This is a genomic window from Pseudomonadota bacterium (genome assembly GCA_010028905.1).
Classification (GTDB): domain Bacteria; phylum Vulcanimicrobiota; class Xenobia; order RGZZ01; family RGZZ01; genus RGZZ01.
Map to the genome: position 1 here is coordinate 1 of RGZZ01000579.1, position 2,892 is coordinate 2,892.

Sequence of the window (2,892 nt, forward strand, 5' to 3'; positions counted from 1 at the left end):
CGAGACCGCGCCTGCCGGCGCAGCGTGATCAGCCGACGTGCGTCTTGACGAAAGACCCCATCGCCTGCTCGTTCATGTAGCCCACGTTCTTCGCAACGGGCTGGCCGTCCTTGAAGATGATGATCGTGGGAACGCCCATGATCTGGTACTTGTTGGCGATCTCCGGGCTGTGGTCGGTGTCGAGCTTCATGACCTTCATCTTGCCCGTCATCGACTCAGCGACCTTGTCGATCACGGGGGCCATCATCTTGCACGGCCCGCACCACTCAGCGTAGAAGTCGACCATCACCGGCACCTTTGCGTCGAGCACCTCGCTCGAGAAGGACTGGGTGTTCACCATCGCAACGTTCGACATGTCAGAAACCTCCGTAATGGGTACGCCCCACGGTGGGAAGCGCTTGCCTGCCTGCGCGGCTTGCCGGGCCCATCGAGACCGTGCGCGCGCAGCGGGAGGCGCCTATTCTTCGAGCCATCGCGGCTCTCCTTTTGGCGGGCTTGGAAGCCCTTGCCAAACCGCACACCGCGCAGCCCTGCACCTCGCCCCGCCGCCGACCCGATGGCTCAGTGCTGGAGCATCATCAGCACCTTGGCGCCGCCCACAAGGTCCTTCACGTCGTTCCAGCTGCGAACCGACGAGATGCGACGCCACACGTAGCTCGGGCGCAGGTAGAAGTCCTTGTAGGCCTTCTTGAGCATCGTCTGCAGCTTCTTCTCGTCCCAGTGCTCGGTGATGATGTGGGGAAAGCTCTCGCGCCCCTTCTTGAGCAGGGTGTAGTCTTGCCAGTAATCGCCGTCGACGTAGCCGCGCTTCATCGCCTCGCGGTAGAGCCCGGTGTGGGGCAGTGGCGTGGTGATGGAGTACGAGGCCCAGTCGAGCGGCAGCTCCTGCGAGAGGCGCACGGTCTCCTTGTAGGTCTCCATGTCCTCGTCGAGGTACCCGATCATGAAGAAGCCGCGGGTCGAGAAGCCCTTCTTCTTCGCCAGGTTCACGGTGTCACGGATCTTCTCGACCGTGATGCCCTTGTTCATGAGCTTGAGGATGCGCGGCGAGCCGGATTCGATGCCGAAGTGGATGCGCTTGCAGCCGGCCTCGCGCAGGGCGTCGAGCATGTCGGCGTCGACGCAATCGACGCGGGTGCGCACATCGAAGCCGAACTTCAGCTTGCGCTCCTTGATGAGCTCACAGATCTTGAGCACGCGCGACTTCTTCACCGTGAAGGTCTCATCGAACATGATGATCTCGCGCGCATTGTACTTCTTGACGTAGATCTCCATCTCTTCGACTACGTTCTCGGGTGATCGGTAGCGAATGGTGTCACCCGCGTACACCTGCGAGCAGTACGCGCACTTGTACGGGCAGCCGCGCGTGGTGATCATGTTGAAGAACGGCTTCTCGATGGTGAGGGCGTGGTACTTGTCCCACGGGGTCAGGTCGACCGCCGGGAACGGGATGTCGTCGAGCTTGCGCGACCACTGCCGCGGTGGGTTGAGGCGCACCTCGCCGTCGACGCGCACGCACGTGCCAAGGATGTCGTCGAGCGAGTCTCCGCCGTCGTAGCGGCGCACGATCTCGAGAATGGTCTCTTCACCGTCGCCCGTCACCGCCATGTCGAGCCAGGGGAACGACAGGCTCTCCTTGGGGTAGATCTGCATCTGGGGACCGCCCCCGATGATGAGCGCGTTCGGGCACGCCTCACGCGCCAGCTTGGCGGCGTGCACCACGTTGGGCCAGCCCACGGTGGTCGACGTGAAGCCGATGATATCCGGCTTGGCGTCTTGCACGGCCTTCTGGAAATCGGCACCGTACAGATCAAAGACGTGGGCGTCGAGAATCTCGACCGGAAACCCGTCTTGCCGCAGAACGGCGGCAATGTACATGATGCCCAGGGCCGGATAGACCTGGAGCGTCTTCTCGGCCTGATCAGGGATCGGCCGGATGTTTGTGTCCTCGTTGTACTTTACGAGAAGTGTCTTCGGCTTCATACCGTCTCCTGTGGGGGGCCGACGCGCCGGTCGGTCAGGAGTGAGTTATAGCATATAGATGGGCTCGGCGGCAAAGGGGGGGTCACCGCCGCGACTTGGAGGTCAGGCCGCCAGCGCGGCCCGGACCACCGTGGTCGCCACGTCAGCCTTCATCTGGTTCCACTGCTCGAAGGCACGCTCCTGGTAGGCAATCCACGGATCTTTCTGCGCGTACGCCTCGAGCCCGATGCCAGACTGCATCAGCTGCATGTTCTCGAGGTGGTTGTACCACGCCTCGTCGAGGGAATCAAGGGCGATGTCGCGCAGCCCCTGTCCCCAGGCCGCATCACCGAAACGGGCCTTCTGATCGCCGAGACGCTTCTCGAGGGCGTCGAGCACCTCTCTGCGCAGCGCGGCCACCTCGACCTTGCCCTCGCCCTGCAGGCTCTTCGGACGCACCTCGTCCGGCATCTGGAAGCGCTCTCGAATCGTCGACCACAGCGTGGCAGCCGCTTCAGCCGACGCGCGCTTGCCGAGGTTCGCCTCGCCGATCATGCGGTCGACCTCGTCGGCCGCCCAGCCCCCGAGCATCGCCGGGACATCGGCACCTCCGACGATGGCCTCACGGTCTTTGTAGAACAGGTTGCGGTGCACGTTGAGGACGCCATCGTACTTCGTAGTGTTCTTGCGCGTGTCGAAGTGCATGCCCTCGATCTTCTTCTGCGCTGACGAGATGGCCTTGTCGAGCATGCGGTCTGACACAGCCTGGCCCGTCTTCACGCCGAGCCGATCGAACAGGCCCTTGAGGCGATCGCCCCCGAACAGGCGCATCACCTCGTCGTCGAGAGAGAGGAAGAACTGGGTCTCTCCCGGCGATCCCTGACGGCCCGCGCGTCCCTTGAGCTGGTTGTCGATGCGACGCGACTCGTG

Annotated in this window: 3 protein-coding genes; all 3 read right to left on the reverse strand. The window is 63.2% G+C overall.

The annotated features are described in order from the left end of the window. Positions 1 to 28 precede the first annotated feature (28 nt). Positions 29 to 355: a thioredoxin gene (gene trxA / locus EB084_23055; protein ID NDD31143.1), complete on the reverse strand. Its 327-nt coding sequence runs from the start codon at positions 353 to 355 to the stop codon at positions 29 to 31. A 206-nt stretch (positions 356 to 561) separates the two neighbouring features. Then, positions 562 to 1,983, reverse strand: a complete 1,422-nt coding sequence (locus EB084_23060) for a radical SAM protein (GenBank protein NDD31144.1) — start codon at positions 1,981 to 1,983, stop codon at positions 562 to 564. Positions 1,984 to 2,085: 102 nt separating this feature from the next. Beyond that, on the reverse strand, positions 2,086 to 2,892 hold an 807-nt coding region (secA, locus tag EB084_23065), incomplete at its 5' end, for a preprotein translocase subunit SecA (protein ID NDD31145.1).